Source organism: Silvibacterium sp., from assembly GCF_047605705.1.
Lineage (GTDB): Bacteria > Acidobacteriota > Terriglobia > Terriglobales > Acidobacteriaceae > Silvibacterium.
On the sequence record NZ_JASGFD010000032.1, the window covers coordinates 1 to 16,800 of the forward strand.

Sequence of the window (16,800 nt, forward strand, 5' to 3'; positions counted from 1 at the left end):
CCAGCACGTCGATCGCGCCCGAGCGCACCAGCGCTTCGGTGATCTCAAGTGCCTGCTCGCCGTAATCCGGCTGCGAAACCAGCAGGTTGTCCACGTCCACGCCCAGCTTCTTCGCGTAGATCGGATCGAGCGCGTGCTCGGCATCCACAAAGGCTGCCATGCCGCCCATCTTCTGGGCCTCGGCGATGATCTGCAGCGTAATGGTGGTCTTACCCGAGGATTCCGGTCCGAAGATCTCGATCACGCGGCCACGCGGCACGCCGCCCACGCCGAGGGCTGCGTCAAAGGAGATCGACCCGGTCGAGATCGTCGAAATCGGCACCACCGCCTCTTTGCTGCCCAGGCGCATGATGGAGCCCTTGCCAAATTGCTTTTCGATCTGCGAAAGCGCCAGTTCTACGGCGCGGGAACGGTCATCTGCCACGTCTAAAATCTCCAGTCAGGCCGCGCACTCAGCTCGTTTCGGGAGGTGTTTTGAAACGGGACAGTGCGGCTTGAGGTCATCTTAGCATCGAATCTGCGAGGGGCGAAGAAAAACCAAAAACTTAGGTAATGCCTGCTTCGTATCTTCAACAAAGCACAGCGTCGAGGCTCACCTGCCAAAATCGCGCAGCTCGGCAATCCGCCGCCGCATCCGGGTGCAGGGCGTCGCCGACGGCTGACGCCGGCTCTCCCGGACCAGCATCACCAGCACCCAGAACAGAAACGCGATTCCCAGCACGGAGCATCCTCCCAAAACGGCCAATGCCAGCCAGCGACCGAGCACACCACCCTCCATACAGAGTGGACATGACGCGTCGCAAGGCTGGCGCAAGGAAGATATAAGGAAGTTCTAAGGCTGGCCTATCCCGAGAACCGGCCAGCCATCAATCCGCGACGATCAGTTCGCCCGGCTGAATCGGCCGTGTGCGCGGCAGCTTGCCATAGGCCGAGAGCGTGCCCATAAGAACCAGCACTCCCGAATAGATGACCAACTTTACGATATCCGTCGTGTGATTCTTCGGCAGGGTCTTCCATAGAACCAGCAGCGTCGTCTGCGCTGCGGTGATCGACCATACGGCACCGTAGAAGTAGCGCCGCTCCGTGCCTTCGCCACGCGTCGATTTGCCCACACGCGGCAGCAGCCCGAAGGCTCCCAGCAGCAGCACCACCACGCAGATGGGCGTGTAGCCCTTCCAGTAGATCTGCTGCAGGTACCACTTGCCCGTCGCCACAGCCACGGCGAGGCCGATGAGGTTCAGCAGCATGAAGTTGAGGAGCGCGTTCCAGGCAAAGCTGTAACAGACCTTGCGATAGAGCGGGTTGGGACGGTCTTCATTGAAGCGCAGGATGTAGGGAGCGGGTTCGCAGCCCGGCAGCTGACCGGCCAGCAGCGCGATGCCCGTGCACACCAGCACCACGCCCAGCCAGATCAGGTTGCCGCGGCTTCCGCCATGGGCGAAGAGGCTGAAGGTCATCGGTCCAGGTGCGAGAAAAAACACCCAGATCCAGATAGGCCAGTGCGACACGCGGTAGTGCTTCTTATTGCGCGTGCGCATCTTGCGCTCGTCGAAAATCTCCGGCTCAACCGTGAATGCCATGCCGCTCCCTGTTGCCAGATGCTCTTACTGCTTCAGCGCCGCTTCAATCGCCGAGGTCACCTCGGGCGAGTCCGGCTTGACCGCAGGCTCAAAGCGAGCCACCGGCTTGCCACTGCGGTCGAAGAGAAACTTGGTGAAGTTCCACTGAATGTCGCCCGCAAACTGCGGATCGGTGCTCTTGTCGGTCAGGAAGTGATAGAGCGGAGCTTCATCGTCGCCCTTCACCGAGACCTTGGACATCATCGGGAAAGTCACGCCATAAGTGCGCGTGCAGAAGCTGCGGATCTCGACCGCTGTGCCCGGCTCCTGGCTGGCGAAGTTGTTCGCCGGGATGCCCACGATCACCAGCCCCTGCGACTCGTACTTCTTATAGAGAGCTTCGAGCGCGCCGTACTGCGGCGTGTAACCGCACTTGCTGGCCACGTTCACCAGCATCACCACCTTGCCTTTGTAGGCATGCAGGTTTGCAGGTGCGCCCTCGAGCGTCGTCAGCTTGAAGTCATAAATGCTGCGAGCAACACCCATGGCCGCACCCGCGCTCATCAATACCGAAAGACACACCATTCCCAACAACGAAGGCTTGCGCATCGTTCCCTCTCTTTTCCGTCGCAGAAGCGAAGGCACAGCGATCATAGCGGATCGCCGATACAGTACAGAAGGGCCGGGTTACAGCGCCTGTTCGGCCACTTCTCGCGACACCGGCTCGAACTCGAGCGAAATGCCGTCGCTCTCGACCGTGAAATTCACGGCGGTAAGATCGGTCACGATCCAGTTGGCAAACTCCAGCTGCTCGACCGAGTGGGAAAAGAGCGTCGTCAGGACCTTGCATCCCGCGGCGTGACCGGCCTTCGCGCCGGCAGGAGCATCTTCGATCACCAGGCACTCTTCGGGCTTGAAGCTGAGCAAAGCGGCACCGCGCAGGTAGGGTTCAGGATTCGGCTTGCCGTGCGTCACCATGTCGGCGGAGATGAACTCCTCCGGCGGTGTGAGACCGGCGTAACCCAGGCGGGCTTTTGCCAGCTTCTTCGTCGCCGAGGTCGCGATCGTCCAACGGTCTTTCGGCAACAACGTGAGCAATGCTTTCACGCCGGGCAGCACCTGGATGTCGTCCTTATCCTCGATCTCGATCTCCTCGATCACATCGAGTTCTGCCTGTGCATCGAGATCCGGGCGCAGGAGCCTGATGGTGTCGATGGCCCGCTGACCATGCGCCGTCTTGATCGCCGTCGCGGCGTCTACCCCACGCATTTCGCCCCACTTGGCCCAGCTGCGCTCCACCGAGCCCAGCGAGCTTACGAGGATTCCATCCATATCGAAGAGAATGCCGCGAACCTTTGTCTTCATACTTCCAGCCTACCAGCCGCTTCACGGGACTGGCCGTCCAGGCCCCACTGCGCGTGGAGCGATTCGCCTTCGGCACCCGCTCCCGCTGGTCGCGCTTCACGGTTCAGAGAGTGTGGCCAGGGCTTGCGTAGGTGCAGTAGGTAGCTCCTCTTCCCAATCAATCTGTCATCCCGACCGAAGCGAAGCCCGAAGGGCGAAGCGAAGTGGAGGGACCTGCGATTTTCTATGTGCAGGTTCAAACGCAGGTTTCTCCACTCCGCAGGACAAAAAGCCGTCCTGCTCCGGTCGAAATGACAATGTTGTTTCGGACAATCAGCCTCTACACACTGGTGAGAAACATCTCTTTCACATTCTCGTAGACGCGCCGGATGCCTTCCTCGAGCGGCGTCGTTGCCTGCCAGCCGAGAGCCTTGATGCGGCTTACATCCATCAGCTTGCGCGGTGTGCCGTCGGGACGCGTGGTGTCGAAGAGCAGTTCGCCTTCAAAGCCCACCACCCTGCACACCAGCTCCGCCAGCTCGCGGATCGTGAGGTCTTCCCCCGTGCCGATGTTGATCAGCGGCGGCTCGTCGGCGGTGAGCAGCTTGGCGAACTCCGCCTCCGGCAGGCTTATCAGATAGAGGCAGGCCTCGGCGAGATCATCCGAATAGAGCAGCTCGCGGCGAGGCGTGCCTGTACCCCACACCGTGATGCTCTTCGCACCCGCAGCCTTCGCCTCTGCGGCTTTGCGGATGAGCGCGGGCAGCACGTGCGAGTTTTTCAGATCGAAGTTGTCATTCGGCCCGTAGAGATTCGTCGGCATCGCTGCGAGGAACTGTGTGCCGTACTGCCGGTTATAGGACCAGCACATCTCGATGCCCGCGATCTTCGCCAGCGCATAGGCGCGGTTGGTCGGCTCGAGTGGCCCCGTCAGCAGATACTCTTCCTTGATCGGCTGCGGGCAGAGCTTTGGATAGATGCAGCTCGAGCCGAGAAAGAGCAGCCGCTTTACGCCGCTGCGATAGGCGGCATCGATCACGTTGGTCTGGATCTCGAGATTCTCGCGGATGAAGTCTGCCGGGTACGTATCGTTCGCGACGATCCCACCCACCTTCGCTGCAGCGAGGAAGACATACTCCGGCTGTTCCTGCTCAAAGAAGGCCAGCACCGCGGCTTTGTCCGTCAGGTCCAGCTCTGCGCGGCTGCGCAGCAACAGGTTTGTATAGCCCTGCTGTTCGAGTCCGCGCCGAATCGCGCTGCCCACCAGCCCGCGATGACCGGCGATAAAGATTCTGCTCGTCTTTTCCAAGCCCTGCTCCGTTGGTTAAGACTCGTGAAAGTTGTAAGCCGTGTAGCCGTGGCTCTTCACCAGCGCGTCGCGCTTGGCTGCCTCGTAGTCGGCATCCACCATCTCCCGCACCAACTCTTGAAACGTGGTGCGAGGCACCCAGCCGAGCTCGCGCTTGGCCTTCGAGGGATCGCCCAGCAGCGTCTCCACCTCAGTCGGACGGAAATACCGCGGATCGACTGCGACCGCCAGCTGCCCCTTTTCATCGTAGGCGCGCTCGTCCACGCCGGAACCATCCCAGCGCAGCGGCATCTCCAGCAGCTCGGCCGTGAGGTTCACGAAGTCACGCACGCTGTGTTGTTCGCCGGTCGCGATCACGTAGTCCTTCGGCTCATCCTGCTGCAGCATCAGCCACTGCATTTCGACGTAATCTCGTGCATGGCCCCAGTCGCGCAACGCATCCAGGTTGCCGATCCAGAGCGTTTCCTGCAGGCCGGTTTTGATGCGGGAGAGGGCGCGCGTGATCTTGCGCGTGACGAAGGTCTCGCCTCGCATCGGCGACTCGTGATTGAAGAGGATGCCATTGCAGGCGTAGATTCCGTAGGCCTCACGATAGTTCACCGTGATCCAGTAGGCGTAGAGCTTGGCCACCGCATAGGGCGAGCGCGGATAAAACGGCGTCGTCTCCTTCTGCGGAATCTCCTGCACAAGACCGTAGAGCTCGGAGGTAGAGGCCTGATAGAAACGCGTACTCTTCTCGAGGCCCAGAATGCGGATCGCCTCCAGCAGACGCAACGGCCCGATCGCATCGGAGTTCGCCGTGTATTCCGGCTCCTCGAAGGACACCTTCACGTGGCTCTGCGCCGCGAGATTGTAAATCTCGTCCGGCTGCACCTTCTGCACGATATGGATCAGGCTGCTCGAGTCCGTGAGATCGCCGTAGTGCAGGATCAGCCTGCGGCTCTCCACGTGGGGATCTTCATACAGGTGATCGATGCGGTTGGTATTGAAGAGCGAGGAGCGGCGCTTGATGCCGTGCACCTCGTATCCCTTCTTCAGTAACAGTTCCGCTAAATATGCGCCATCCTGGCCGGTAATCCCGGTGATGAGAGCTTTTTTCAAACGGAGAAACCCCTGTCTTTCACGATAGCGTTCATTCTATGGGCGCCCTGCACGGATTCCATGACTTCCCTCTGAAACCACTGTCGCTCTTCGCCTACGGCCGCTCGAAGACCTTGAGAGCAGGCTCGGAGGCCAGCAGGCTGAGCATCTCTTTCTCGAAGCGGCGCAGGACGTAATCCCGCCCCATGTGCTCCTCGGCATAGCGGCGCGCAGCCAATCCCAGCTCCAGGCGCAGCTCCCGGTCAGCAGCGAGATGAGAGACCGCAGCGATAAAGGCATTGGCGTCGCCCGGAGGCACCACCACGCCGCAGCCCTCTACGGCCTCAGCCAGCTGCGTACCCCGGGCGGCGGTCGTAAGCACCGGACGTCCGCTGGCCATCATGCCGGTGAGCTTCGACGGCATCACCAGGTCGGCCGCGTCGGCGCGCTGAGGAAGCAGATGGATGTCCGCGGCATTGAGAAGCTCATTCAGACGTTCCTTCGGTTGGAGATGCAGCAGGGAGACATTCGGGAGATCGACCGTCAGTTGCTCGATCGGCCGGCGATAGGCTCCGTCTCCGCAGAAAATAAAGTGCAGATCCTCGCGATCCTTGAGGGCCTCGGCAACCATGGGCAGAATCTCCAGCCCCTGCTTGTGCCCGAGATTTCCGGAGTAGAGCAGAACGATCTGGTCGTCACGGATGCCGAGTTCGCGACGATAGGCATTTGCCTGCGTACCCGGCGCAGAGGCCATCACTTCGTCCACGTCGACCCAGTTGGGAAACAGAACCGTCTTTTCTTTCTCGATGCCTTTCGAACCCAGCCGCCGCACCATGTTCGGTGAAATGCTCGACACGCGGTCGAAGGTCTGCATGACCGTGCGCTCATAAAACAGCGCGAAACGATGGATCATGCCTCCGGCGGGCAGCAACTCCAGGTCAAAGGCCGCATCGATTTCGAAATCCTGGACATGCAGCCACGCCGGCGCAGCGCACATCGCGGCAATGAGCGCAACCGTGGGCGCACAGAAAAGGGCTGGCTCGATCGTCATCACTACGTCCGGCCGCCAGAAGGCCTGACTCAACATCACCGGAAGGGTGCTGGCCGCGAACGATCCGAGGTGAAGCATGCGCCGCAGGCCATTGGGCCGGCTGGGAACATAGAGAGGACAGCGATAGATGGTGGCCCCCGCCGGCGACTGCTCTCGGCGGTATTCCCACCATCCGTAGTCCTCCCGGATACGCCATTCAGGGTAGTAAGGAGGCGCCGTGACCACCCGCACCTCGTGGCCCTGTTCCGCGAGCCACTCCATCATCTCTCCTGAATACTTTCCGATGCCGGTCAGTTCTGGAGAGTAATTGAGCCCCAAGAGAAGTATTCGCACTTCGCGCCCTTTCAACCTCAGCCAGCGGCACACTGGCGGTGTCTGATCTCCTATCTTGTCCGGAGACCTGCGTTTTTCTCTTCGGCCGTGGTCTGCGGCTATGATGCCAGTTTTTCTGCTCGTGGCCTATAGCCGTTTGCAGAATTTGCAATTATCGGTGTAATAAATTGCCGGGCGGTTCCTGTCCCCCTTTTTTCCATCCCTGCAACCTGCTCTACCATGGGACTCATGAGCCTAGCCGCCAACCGGAAAATCCTGCAACAACCGCTTGCATGGACAGGACTTTTCATCCTCACGATCCTGCTCGGCCTCGCGCTCCTGGCGCCCTGGGCAGCCCGTGAAAATCCTGCGGCCATTGATCTGGCTCATCGATTGTCCTCCCCTTCAACGGCGCACTGGTTCGGCACCGACGAACTGGGGCGGGACATCTTTGCCCGCGTCCTCTTCGGCGCGCGCCTTTCGCTGGGCGTTGCCGTCCTGGTGGTCGCCTGCTCGCTTTCCGCTGGTATTGTGCTCGGCGGCCTTGCAGGGTACTGCGGCGGTCTTATCGACATCGCCATCAACACATTTCTGATGAACGCATTCATGGCGATGCCCGGCATCCTGCTGGCCATCGCCTTTGTGGCTTTCCTCGGCCCCGGCATGACGAACCTCGTACTCGCTTTATCCATTGGAGGATGGGTCGGTTACGCGCGCCTGGTCCGCGCCCAGGTGCTTGCCGTCCGGGAGCGTGAATTCGTCGAAGCCGCCCGCGCCCTCGGCGCCAGCCACCTGCGCATTTTCCTGAAACATATCCTGCCGAATATCCTGCAACCGCTGATCGTGCAGTCGGCTATCGGCATGGCCGGAGCGGTACTGGCCGAGGCGACTCTCAGCTTTCTCGGACTCGGCGTTCCGCCGCCTACACCCAGCTGGGGCTCCATGCTCGACGAGGCCCGCTCGCACCTCTTCGACGCCCCGCACCTGGTTGTCTTTCCTGCGCTCGCCGTCATGCTCTGCGTGCTCTGCTTCAACTTCCTGGGCGACGCGCTCCGCGACTATCTCGATCCACGTACCCGCATCGGCATGGGGCTGTAGCCGCATGCGCATCGGCGTAATCTCGGACACTCACGGCCTGCTTCGCCCCGAAGCACTCGCCGCGCTCAGTGGCGCAGAGGCGATCCTCCATGCCGGGGACATCGGCGATCCGGCCATCGGCAATCCGGCCATTCTGGATGTGCTCGCCGCCATCGCGCCCGTCACGGCGATTCGCGGCAACATCGACCGCAAGGGCCCCTGCTCCGAATTGCCCGCGATCGAACTCGTCGAGCTCGGGGGCAAGTCGATCTACATGCTGCATGACCGTCATGAGCTCGACCTCGATCCCACGGCCGCCGGCATCGCCGCGGTCATCAGCGGACACTCGCATCAGCCCTTGATCGAGTGGAAGAAGGATGTGCTTTATTTCAATCCCGGAAGCGCAGGACCTCGCCGCTTTTCTCTGCCTATCTCGCTTGGATTTCTGCTGATTGAAGACGACAGGATCGAGCCGCAGCTGGTGACGCTGGGGTGAACGTGAGGGTTTAGAGGATAGAAAAGTCTAGAGCCCTGCATCTCGCGATGCTCTATACCCTCCTCCTACACCCTATTTGTACGGAGCGACGGCCACCGCGACCAGCGAATCCGCGCAACCGTAGTAGAGAAACCACTTGTCATGGAAGAGCACCAGCCCCTCGGCGAAGGTCGTGCCTGCCGCGTATTGGCCGGTCTTCTCGTATGGCAGCTCCGGCTTGAGCACCGGCGCGTCCAATTGTGCCTTCCACTGTGACGGATTCGCCGCATCGAATAACGCCTCGCCCGCCGCGTACGCACCAGCACCCAGCTTCGGATCGCCGCCGTCGGCTGCATTCTTGCCGTTGTAGAGGACGACGATCCCCTGCCCCGTCACCACCGGAGGCGGACCGGTCTCGGGAAAGAAGGAATCGAAGCGCCCGGCACGAGGCTTCAGCAGCTCTTCCGGAGCTCCCTTGCCATCTTCCAGCGGAGTCCAGTGGATCAGATCCGGCGACGTTGCGAGGTGGATCGCGCCTTCGCCCCAGTACATCCAGAATTTGCCGTCGATCTTTACAGCTTTTAGCCTGCCGTCCACGATTCCGGTGAGGATTCCCGCAGATTTGTAACGGAAGCTGTCATATTTTCCGCCGGCAGCGCCCTTGAAGGCAGGACCGTGCTTGGTCCAATGAACAAGATCGGGCGAGGTCGCGATGCCGACCGCGTAGGTCTTGCGATTCCACTGGGTGTAAGTGAGCACGTAACGGTGAGCGGGATCGGCATCCGGCGACTCGACCAGCCTCGGGTCTTCGACACCGCCCGGCCATTCGAGCTCCTTCTGGCTATCCTCGGCGGGATAGAAGACCGGCGTTGCCTCACGATGAAAATGAATGCCGTCGTCGCTCACCGCAAGCCCCAGCCGCGAGGTGTGGCCGCCGATATACATGCCCCCCGAATCATCCTCGGCGCGATAGAGCACGTAGACCTTGCCGTCCTTCACCACCGCTGACGGATTGAAGGTATGCAGCGCCTCCCAGCGCACCGGCTGGTGCGAAATGGGGTCTTCGAATGTCGGCTTTGCGTCCGGTGTGATCACCGGATTGCCCTCCGCGGGGCGCGTGAATGGGCCGATCGCCCAGCCCGGCAGCGAGGAGGATTGCGGAGTGGTCTCTCCGGAAGAGACTTGAGCGAGAGCTGCTGCCCCCGCAAACACCGTCAGTGTGAGAGCAAGAGCAGCAGCACGCATCGCCTGTTCCTGTGAGTTTGGTCGATCGCTTATGCGAACGGGTTGTGGGCTCGCAGTTCGGTCAGAATCTCCGCCGCCGCTGCACGCGCCTCATCGGAACGATCCGGCGGGAACGAGATCGCACCCACGCGGGCATGACCGCCGCCGCCATAGCGCTCGCAGATCGTCGCCAGGTTCAGCATCTTGGCCGGATCGGCCTTCGTCCACGGATTCGAGCCAACCGAAACCTTGGTCCGGAAGCTCGACTTCGAGAGCCCTACCGAATAGGTCGCCTGCGGATGCAGGTAGTACGGGATGAATTTGTTGTAGCCCTCAAGCTGATGGTCCGAGACGTCGAAGTAAATCGTGCCGTTGTTCTCCGCCGAGCGCTCGCGGATCAGCTTCACCGACTCCTCGTGGCGCTCGAGCAGCGGCGGCAGCAGCTCGGCCACGAAAGGCTGCTTGAGAATCTCGCCGAGCGGCATCGAGGTGAGCAGCGGAATCAGGCGCGGAATAAAGGTCGGGTCCTGGATCGACTCGATCACCAGCGTCAGCTTCATCGCAGGCGCAGCCATCTCGACCGCGGCCTCGGGGCTCTCATACAGCGCGCCATCCACGATGTCCGCCCACTTCACCAGGTCGGCCACCGGCGCCGCATCGAAGCCGAACTTCGTCGATGCAATGTGCGCGAGGAAGCTGGTGCAGGAGGTGTATGTCGGGTCGTAGAAGCGGCGCATTGCGTAATGGCCATCTTCCACGCCCTTCACAAAGTCCTGCTGATCGGCCGGAGTCAGGAACGCGCTGAGGTGATGATCGAACCACCAGGTGATCTCGGGCGATGCGGAATACTTGAAGTCGACGATCGCATTCTCGTCGCCGATGAAGTCGGCCTCGTTGAACAGCGCACCGGCGCGGTGCACCAGCCCGTGATATTCGTACTCGGCGTCCTTCGCGATGCATTCGCGATGAAACCGGGTGAACAGAGAAGCCGAGCAGGCCCCATCGAAACACTTATCGTGATAGAAAACGCGAACCTTCAAACGGGCTTGCTCCACTGCAACAAAATTTCTGAATCAGGAAATGTTTAGGATTGCCGGGACTGGCCGCGTTGTCAAGGCATCCGCGCGAATCGCTCTCCGGTGGGAGCTCGCCGGCTTCCGGGGTGTGACCGGGCAAGGGAACCCCGGCTTTCGGCGCCACGTATTTTTCAGGAAAGCGCCTCAAAATCTGCATTGTGAAAGTAGGATGATCGAGTGAGCGACCCCACCCTGCAGCCCTCTCTGCCCGTTTCACCTTCCGGACCAGCTCCGACGCCTCCACCCGCCCGCAACGAGGATCACGGCATCGAGTGGATCCTCTGGGGGCGCAGCGGCCTGCGCGCCGGCTGGGGTATCGCCGCCTTCGTGGTGCTCTTCCTGATTGCGCTGATTGCGGGCGGCATGGCGATTCACGCCGTCTTCCACTGGAAGCCGATGCCGAAGCAGTTCACCGTGAGCACGGGCCTGGTGAACGAAGGACTGCAGCTCTTTGCCGTAGCCGCGGCCACGGTCATCCTCGCCCTCATCGAACGGCGCTCGCCGCTCTCTTATGGTCTACAGGGGACGCATCGCCTGCCACGCTTCCTCGCCGGCCTCGTCTGTGGCTTTGCCGCCATCAGCGCCCTGGTGCTCGTGCTCTGGAAGAGCGGCTACCTGGTCTTCGACGGACAGACGCTGCATGGCAGCGCCATCCTTACTTACGGGCTGGGCTGGGGATTGTCGTTTCTCGGCACCGGCCTCTGCGAGGAGTCGATCCTGCGCGGCTATGTGCAGTACACGATGACGCGCGGCGTCGGCTTCTGGTGGGGAGCGCTGCTGTTCTCGGTGCTCTTCGGCTTCGTCCACACCGGCAACCCCGGCGAATCGCCGGTCGGCCTCTTTCAGGCCGGAGCCATCGGCCTCGTCTTCTGCCTGAGCCTCTGGTACACCGGCTCGCTGTGGTGGGCGATCGGCTTCCACGCGGCGTGGGACTGGGGTGAGTCCTACTTCTATGGCACCTCGGACAGCGGCCTGGTCTCCCAGGGACGCCTGTTTTCCGAACATCCGGTCGGCAATATCCTCCTGAGCGGAGGGCTTACCGGCCCGGAAGGCAGCCTCTTCGGCTTGCCGCTGCTCCTGCTTATCGCGCTGCTGATCGCACTCTGGTGGGGACGCCGCGGTCCGGCGGCATTCGCCGGACAGGGCTGGCAGCCGGCATGGCTGCGCGAGAAGCGCCTGGCGGCCTCGGCGGAATAACGGAATCCATAGAGGAACGCAAAGCAGTAGGACAAAAAAGAAATGGTCCCGGCCCGATCGCGGGCAGGCCGGGACCATGGCCTATCAGTGCAGGCCACATTCCAGCTGCGCTGCATGAGGGGACACCCAGCGGCAGCGCTGCCGAAATACTCGAAAGAAGATGTCTAGCGGATTTGGACCAGGCAGGGCTTGCGCTGCGTGGTCATATGCACTGCCAGCACAATCAGCGGGATGTTGTGATTGCAGTTCTCGCAATGCACGCAATAGTCCTTGCAGCTCTTTTGTGAAGACGCGCCGAAAGCCGTGGCCATGCTCATTCCCTCCAACCTCTAAGCCCAGTCTCCTCGCTTCCCGAGCCATCGTCTGTGATCGCGGTCACAGGTTTCTTTGCCTCAGTTGCGCTAGAGAACGGAGGCAAAGCAAAACGGCATCGCCTTGAAGGGCGATGCCGTTTTTGCTGCGGAATCCGTTCTTAGTGGGAGTGCGAGCCACCGGTTTTGGCATAGCGCTCCTGGTGCCACTTCCACGCGCTGGCGATGATGCCGTCCAGCTCCGCGTATTCGGGCTTCCAGCCGAGCTCCTTGCCGATCTTCTCCGAGCTCGCGATCAGCACCGCCGGATCGCCCGGACGCCGCGGCTCTTCCACGACGGGAATGGCATGACCGGTCACGCGGCGCGCCGACTCGACCACCTCACGCACCGTGAAACCCACACCGTTACCGATGTTGTAGATCAGGCGGCTGTGGTCCTTGAGCGCGTTGAAGGCGAGCAGGTGAGCCTTCGCCAGGTCCTGCACATGAATGTAGTCGCGGACGCAGGTGCCGTCCTTGGTGGGGTAATCCTTGCCGAAGATCTTGATGCTCTCGCGCTTGCCCAGAGCCACATCGAGGATCAGCGGAATGATGTGCGATTCCGGCTCGTGCGCTTCGCCACGGCCCTCGATCGCGCCGGCCACGTTGAAGTAGCGCAGGCTGGCATAGCGGAAATCGTGCGCGTGGTTGAGCCACTTCAGCATCTGCTCCACCACCAGCTTCGACTCGCCGTAAGGATTGGTCGGCTGCAGCTTTGCGTCCTCAAGGATCGGCGTCGACTCCGGCTCCCCATACACAGCAGCCGTCGAGGAGAAAACCAGCCGCTTCACGCCGGTCGCCAGCATCGCCTCGAAGAGTGTGAGCGTTGACGCGCTGTTATTGCGGAAATAAAGCTCCGGTTTTTTCATGCTTTCGCCCGCTTCAATGAGAGCTGCAAAGTGCATGACACCGTCTATAGAGCTATGCAAGACACGTTCGAGTTTTTCCCGGTCCGCCAGTTCGCCCTCGACGAACTCGGCCGCCGCCGGAATCATCGAACGATGACCGTGGCTGAGGTTGTCATACACAACGACCTGATGTCCGGAGTCGAGCAGCAACTGGGCGACCGTTCCGCCGATATATCCGGCGCCGCCCGTAACCAAAATTCGCAAAGCGTGTCTCCTTGGTGCGTAGTAGCCCCCATTCTATGTTGGGAGCAGGCTTCATGGGTGATTCCCTCCTTATTGGCATCCCGGTACTATTTATTCGTCTTCTCACAGGAACGAAAAAATTACCCGAAAATATCTCGACACGAGCGGCCACAGATTAGTAACCTGTACTCGGATTACAAATTTCCGCCATCCCCCATTACAAAAGTAACAATATCGATCTACCGTGTACTTTCGCGTTACGCTGGTAGCAAGAACCTTCGTCCCTCCTGCCCCGAAACCGGTGCAGAGAAAGGAACGAGGCGGAGCAGACGCCTCGATTTCGGGGTACAGGGTACGAGTGGCTTCCTTTCCCCGGAAAAATGGCATTTCGCATGCACAAGTTGCGGTGACGACAGTCTGCGCACTTTCGTCATCTAACGAGTGATTTCTTCAAGGAACCTATGGTCAGCACACCCGAGAACGACTCCTCTTTTGGACTTCTGCCCGAGCCCAAGTCTCGATTTGGCTCTTTCGGCGTCAGCATGGTCGTCAATGCTACGATCGGCGCCCTGCTCCTGCTCTTTGCCGCAGCCAAGGTTCACGAGGTCAAGGTGGAGAAATACAACTCCACTACCCTGGTTTTCCCTCCACCGCCGCCCAAGCCTTATATTCCCCCGGTCCCCAAGGTCCATATCGTTCCTCCTCCGCCCAAGCCGGTAGTGGAACCGCCCAAGATCAAGGTTGAGCCGCCCAAGCCCGTGGTCGAGCCGCCCAAGGTGGCGGAGGTTCATGTCGAGCCCAAGCTTCCGAATATAGCCCCGGCGCCGCCGAAGGCCGTTGCTCCTCCGCCGCAGCCCAAGGTCGGCCTCTTTGAGAGCGCCAAGCCCACGGCCGTCGCCAATAACCAGGCAGCTCCCACGGTCAAAACCGGCGGCTTCGGCGATCCGAATGGCGCGCATCCGAACCCGAACTCGACCCGCCAGACGATCCAGGCGGTCGGCTCCTTCGACGCGGCTCCCGGCACGAACTCCGGCGCTGGCGCTGCCCGCCGTGGCACCGTGCAGGGCGTGGCCTTCGGCTCGGGTGTAGCCGGCGGCGTGGCCGGCGGACATGATCATGGCACTGTCGCCTCGGCCGGCTTCGGCTCGGGCGTGGTTGGCGGCACCGGACGTCCCGGCGGCACCGGCCAGGTTGCCCAGAGCGGCTTCGGCGGTACCGGACTCGGATCGGCTGGCCCCCGCGCCGCGGCAGCTCCGCAGCAGGCCCAGTCCACCCCGATCGTGGTCATCTCCAAACCCCGCGCTACCTACACTGCCGAAGCCCGCCAGGCGCGCGTGGAAGGGGATGTCGCCCTTCAGGTCCGTTTCAGCGCCGACGGCCGGGTGGAAGTTCTGCAGGTCATCAGCGGTCTTGGCCATGGTCTGGACGAACAGGCCCGCGCCGTTGCCCAGGGTATCCGCTTCAAGCCCGCGACCAAGGACGGTCATCCAGTGGATGAAGTAACGGTCATTCACGTAACGTTCCAGCTGGCCTGAGTCTGACGGCTTCTCCTCACCGGGAAGCCGCCTTCTTCGACCAGACATTTGCGATCGGTAATATGGCATTCGGTTCAACCCTTTTTCCGGGAAACGCATCCGCAAGGAAACAAGGCTGTTCCCGGCCGGGTAATCTCGGTTTCGCAGATTCGAAAGTTTTCATGAGGAGCCTGTAAATGTATTTGCGCAAGTTTTCGACCATGGGTCTGGCTTTGCTGCTGGGTGTCTCCGCCGCCCAGGCCAAGAAAGCCCCGAAGTATCCTCCCCCAGTGCCGCTCACGCCTGAGCAGTCTGCCCTGATCGAAAAGGCTGTCGCCGACGAAAAGGACACGGTCAAACAGATCGAGAAGAGCACCCCGCTCGTCCAGACCTATATCCAGAACCTGCGCCCGGATCCGGCTCTCTACTCCGTACCCCTCTCGGACGAGTACAGCATCGCCCGCGTCGATTTCGGCAAGACCTTTTCGGCCAATCCGTACGATTCGCGCAAGGGCAGCGGCAAGGGCTTCTTCAAGGGCAGCATCGGCTACCTGGCCGGCCTGACCAAGAGCTTCCACATCACCTACTCGGCCACCGGCTTCATGGACATGATGTTCATCGATCCGACCGGCTTCGATCAGCAGCACTACGTCTTCACCTATGTGCGCCGCGACTTCCTCGGTTCGGTCCGCACCATGGTCTTCGACGTCCGTCCCAAGCCCGAGGTGAAGGGCGCCGGCCGCTTCTTCGGCCGTATCTGGGTTGAGGATCAGGACGGCCACGTCGTCCGCTTCAACGGCTCCTACACCGGCGGCAAGGACGACGAGGTCGCTCACTACTACCACTTCGACAGCTGGCGCACCAACGTGCAGCCCGGCGCCTGGCTGCCCACCGCCATCTATGTCGAAGAGTCCCAGACCGGCGATTCCCGGAAGAACTTCGGCTTCCGCGCCCAGACCTACTTCTGGGGCTACTCGCTCAAGCTGCCGCAGAACGAGAGCGATAACGAGTCGATCCAGATCGAAGGCGCGCAGGACCAGAGCGGCCAGTCGCAGGATATGAGCCCGCTGCAGGCCCAGCGCCAGTGGGTTTCGCAGGCTGAGCAGAACGTGCTCGACCGCCTCACCCAGGCCGGTCTGCTCGCTCCGCCGAGCGATTTCGACAAGGTTCTCGAGACCGTCACCAACAACGTCATCATCGGCAACAAGATCGAGCTGCCTGATGACATCCATTGCCGCGTGCTGCTCTCCTCGACGCTGGAGTCGCTGTCGATCGGCAACACCATCCTGGTCAGCAAGGGCCTGATCGACACGCTGCCTTCGGAAGAGGGCCTGGCTGCGATCCTTACCTTCCAGCTTGCGCATATCGTCCTCGGCCACCACACCGATACCCGCTATGCGTTTAACGACCGCCTGCTCTTCCCGGACGAAGCCGCCTTCCAGCGCATCAATATGAACCACACCGCGGCGGATAACGACGCGGCCGCCAAGAAGGCAGTCGAGCTGTTCAACAACTCGATCTACAAGGACAAGAACGCCCAGTCCGGCTCGGTCGGTCTCTTCTTCCAGCAGCTTGCCGTGCGTCAGAAGTCGCTCACCGCACTGCTGACCCCGCGCCTCGGCGACTCGCTCCTCAAGGCTGACGGCACCCCATGGCTTGCCGGCCTGGCCCAGGGCGCGCCGAAGCTCAACATCAACGATCTGACCCAGGTTGCTGCCCTGCCGCTCAACAGCCGCCTGCGCACCGACTCGTGGGACGACAAGGTCTACGGCCTGAACGTCAAGCCTGCCGCGCTGCTCAGCGCCCGGGACAAGATGCCGTTCGAGGTGACGCCGATCTACTACCGCCTGATGCGCTACACGCCGCCCGCAGCCCCGGCACCCGCTCCGGCTGACAACGGCGGAGCAGCGGCTCCGGCCCAGCAGCAGGCTCCGGCAGACAACGGAGGCAATGCGGCTCCCCCGGCCAACCAGCCGGCGCCGCAGACGCCCCAGCAGTAGCCTGCGTCTCAGTCGTTCCAAGGCATAGCAAGACCGCCGGTGCAGGCCCGACCTGTACCGGCGGTTTTGTTTGTGCGGACTGTCCGCCGGCTCACGTGCGGATGAGAAAATTGCAAAAGCTTCCGGAACTGGAGTCATTCC

17 protein-coding genes are annotated in these 16,800 nt (G+C 61.5%); 5 read left to right on the forward strand and 12 right to left on the reverse strand.

Features of this window, described 5'->3' with window-relative positions:
- The 8 genes from QM649_RS12560 to QM649_RS12595 form a co-directional block, all read right to left on the reverse strand.
- Positions 1-424: ATPase domain-containing protein (locus tag QM649_RS12560; RefSeq protein WP_415199391.1), on the reverse strand; the 424-nt coding region annotated here is incomplete at its 3' end.
- A gap of 168 nt (positions 425-592) precedes the next feature.
- The gene (locus QM649_RS12565; protein WP_415199392.1) at positions 593-766 is read right to left on the reverse strand and encodes a hypothetical protein; all 174 of its coding nucleotides are present in this window, start codon (positions 764-766) and stop codon (positions 593-595) included.
- Positions 767-866: 100 nt separating this feature from the next.
- Positions 867-1,580: a hypothetical protein gene (locus QM649_RS12570; RefSeq protein WP_415199393.1), complete on the reverse strand. Its 714-nt coding sequence runs from the start codon at positions 1,578-1,580 to the stop codon at positions 867-869.
- 24 nt (positions 1,581-1,604) lie between these two features.
- Positions 1,605-2,168, reverse strand: coding sequence for a glutathione peroxidase (locus tag QM649_RS12575; protein WP_415199394.1), 564 nt, complete (start codon positions 2,166-2,168; stop codon positions 1,605-1,607).
- A 78-nt stretch (positions 2,169-2,246) separates the two neighbouring features.
- Positions 2,247-2,924 (reverse strand): HAD-IA family hydrolase, encoded by a 678-nt coding sequence (locus tag QM649_RS12580; RefSeq protein ID WP_415199395.1) that lies wholly within the window; start codon positions 2,922-2,924, stop codon positions 2,247-2,249.
- Positions 2,925-3,243: 319 nt separating this feature from the next.
- Complete coding sequence (locus tag QM649_RS12585) at positions 3,244-4,212, reverse strand: GDP-L-fucose synthase family protein (protein WP_415199396.1); 969 nt, start codon at positions 4,210-4,212, stop codon at positions 3,244-3,246.
- Between the two features lie 15 nt (positions 4,213-4,227).
- Positions 4,228-5,313 carry a GDP-mannose 4,6-dehydratase gene (gene gmd / locus QM649_RS12590; RefSeq protein ID WP_415199397.1) on the reverse strand — a complete coding sequence of 362 codons (1,086 nt, stop codon included), beginning with the start codon at positions 5,311-5,313 and terminating at the stop codon, positions 4,228-4,230.
- Between the two features lie 94 nt (positions 5,314-5,407).
- Positions 5,408-6,709 carry a glycosyltransferase WbuB gene (locus QM649_RS12595; RefSeq protein ID WP_415199398.1) on the reverse strand — a complete coding sequence of 434 codons (1,302 nt, stop codon included), beginning with the start codon at positions 6,707-6,709 and terminating at the stop codon, positions 5,408-5,410.
- 195 nt (positions 6,710-6,904) lie between these two features.
- Here QM649_RS12595 and QM649_RS12600 point away from each other — a divergent pair, with 195 nt between their 5' ends.
- Both QM649_RS12600 and QM649_RS12605 read left to right on the forward strand, forming a co-directional pair.
- The gene (locus QM649_RS12600) at positions 6,905-7,753 is read left to right on the forward strand and encodes an ABC transporter permease (protein ID WP_415199399.1); all 849 of its coding nucleotides are present in this window, start codon (positions 6,905-6,907) and stop codon (positions 7,751-7,753) included.
- Positions 7,754-7,757: 4 nt separating this feature from the next.
- A complete protein-coding gene (locus tag QM649_RS12605) occupies positions 7,758-8,228 on the forward strand; it encodes a metallophosphoesterase family protein (RefSeq protein ID WP_415199400.1) in 471 nt (156 codons plus the stop codon).
- Positions 8,229-8,300: 72 nt separating this feature from the next.
- Here QM649_RS12605 and QM649_RS12610 read toward each other — a convergent pair whose 3' ends face one another.
- Positions 8,301-9,452, reverse strand: a complete 1,152-nt coding sequence (locus QM649_RS12610) for a glycoside hydrolase family 130 protein (RefSeq protein ID WP_415199401.1) — start codon at positions 9,450-9,452, stop codon at positions 8,301-8,303.
- 29 nt (positions 9,453-9,481) lie between these two features.
- On the reverse strand, positions 9,482-10,471 hold the full coding sequence (locus QM649_RS12615; protein WP_415199402.1) for a DHH family phosphoesterase: 990 nt from the start codon (positions 10,469-10,471) through the stop codon (positions 9,482-9,484).
- 213 nt (positions 10,472-10,684) lie between these two features.
- On the opposite strand from QM649_RS12615, the gene QM649_RS12620 reads away from it, so the two are divergent.
- Entirely contained in the window at positions 10,685-11,704 is a 1,020-nt protein-coding gene (locus QM649_RS12620; protein WP_415199403.1) for a lysostaphin resistance A-like protein, read from the forward strand.
- A 164-nt stretch (positions 11,705-11,868) separates the two neighbouring features.
- Here the strand turns inward: QM649_RS12620 and QM649_RS12625 are convergent, their stop codons facing one another.
- Together QM649_RS12625 and galE are read right to left on the reverse strand one after the other, a co-directional pair.
- On the reverse strand, positions 11,869-12,015 hold the full coding sequence (locus tag QM649_RS12625) for a hypothetical protein (protein WP_415199404.1): 147 nt from the start codon (positions 12,013-12,015) through the stop codon (positions 11,869-11,871).
- Between the two features lie 161 nt (positions 12,016-12,176).
- Positions 12,177-13,166 (reverse strand): UDP-glucose 4-epimerase GalE, encoded by a 990-nt coding sequence (gene galE / locus QM649_RS12630; protein WP_415199405.1) that lies wholly within the window; start codon positions 13,164-13,166, stop codon positions 12,177-12,179.
- Positions 13,167-13,606: 440 nt separating this feature from the next.
- Here galE and QM649_RS12635 point away from each other — a divergent pair, with 440 nt between their 5' ends.
- Both QM649_RS12635 and QM649_RS12640 read left to right on the forward strand, forming a co-directional pair.
- The gene (locus QM649_RS12635; protein ID WP_415199406.1) at positions 13,607-14,680 is read left to right on the forward strand and encodes an energy transducer TonB; all 1,074 of its coding nucleotides are present in this window, start codon (positions 13,607-13,609) and stop codon (positions 14,678-14,680) included.
- A 176-nt stretch (positions 14,681-14,856) separates the two neighbouring features.
- Entirely contained in the window at positions 14,857-16,659 is a 1,803-nt protein-coding gene (locus QM649_RS12640) for a hypothetical protein (protein ID WP_415199407.1), read from the forward strand.
- Positions 16,660-16,800 lie beyond the last annotated feature (141 nt).